Below are 1,148 nucleotides of genomic sequence, written 5' to 3'. Positions count from 1 at the left end.
TTGCGGATTGCAGTTAAGTATCCTGGATCTTCCAGAACTGTTTGAACAGCCATAGATAATTGCTCAGCTGTTAATTCTGTTACATTAAGTGAAATGGTCGCTCCTAACTCAGCCGCACGTGCGGCCAGCAAAGGCTGATCCGCACCCAGCGGTAAACTCACAAACGGCACTTCGTTACTGATCAGGTCGCTCATGCTGTTCATTCCCCCATGCGTAATCGCCACATCTGTATATTTTAGCAAAGCATTCTGTGGCACATAATCGCGCACGATAAAATGATCGGGAAACTTCTTTCCTGATTGATCAACGCCATGCGCAACCACCACTACGATGCCATCCCAACCCACGAAAGCCTCGGCAAAACGGCTATATAAATTGGTGTCGAAGATGCCGAAAACCGTACCCAGCGAAATATAAAGCACGCGCTTGTTTTCCAGTCGTTCAAAAGGAAAATCCAGGTCTTCCTGCCGCTCATAGACCGGCGGGCCTACAAACCGGCAGCTATCATCCAGGTAAGCAGAAGACGGCGCAAAATAGCGCGATGTATATACGAGCTTAAGGGGACTGTCATACAGCATAAGTTGCATGGGATTAACAGGCATATTGATCCGGTACTTTTCCTTTAATATGGATACTACTTTATCATAGTCTTTTTGGACGACTTCCGGCAAAACCATATCTGCCATGGCCTGAAATCGGTCCAGCCCTGCGAAAACCGCCAGGGAAGAAACTGATGGAATATTGAAGATCTGCACCATTGCAGCAGTAAACGGAAAAGCCGCCGAATGGATCAAATAATCAAATTTCATTCCGGCTGTTTGCGCCAATATATCTGCGATCACGGCGGGCGCTTTATTAGCGATAGTTAGGAAGCCACCGCCTTGTCCCGGTTTTCCACCTGCCTTAAAAATATCAAGGTCTTCGCCATACGCAAAGAGGATACCGCCCGCGGCCTCAATTTTCGTCTGGAAAAGCCTCGATGCAAAATAGCTCACCTGTTCGCCACGGCGCGTTAATTCAGCCACCAATCCTAAAGTTGGGTTTACATGCCCGTGGGAAGGCATTCCTAAGAATAATACGTTTGACATATCCATAAAGACGAACGACACAGGAAAATACTTTAAACTATTTTGAAATAGTTCGAGAGA

General features: G+C 46.8%; 1 protein-coding gene. It reads right to left on the bottom strand.

The features are described from left to right. Nucleotides 1–1,088: macrolide family glycosyltransferase (locus BLS59_RS31135; RefSeq protein ID WP_162842839.1), on the bottom strand; the 1,088-nt coding region annotated here is incomplete at its 3' end. Between the last annotated feature and the right edge of the window lie 60 nt (nucleotides 1,089–1,148).

It is taken from the genome of Mucilaginibacter pineti (assembly GCF_900101875.1).
In the GTDB taxonomy this organism is placed as follows: Bacteria; Bacteroidota; Bacteroidia; order Sphingobacteriales; family Sphingobacteriaceae; genus Mucilaginibacter; species Mucilaginibacter pineti.
Note: the sequence above shows the minus strand (reverse complement) of the source record. Positions and strands in the feature narration are given on the sequence as shown.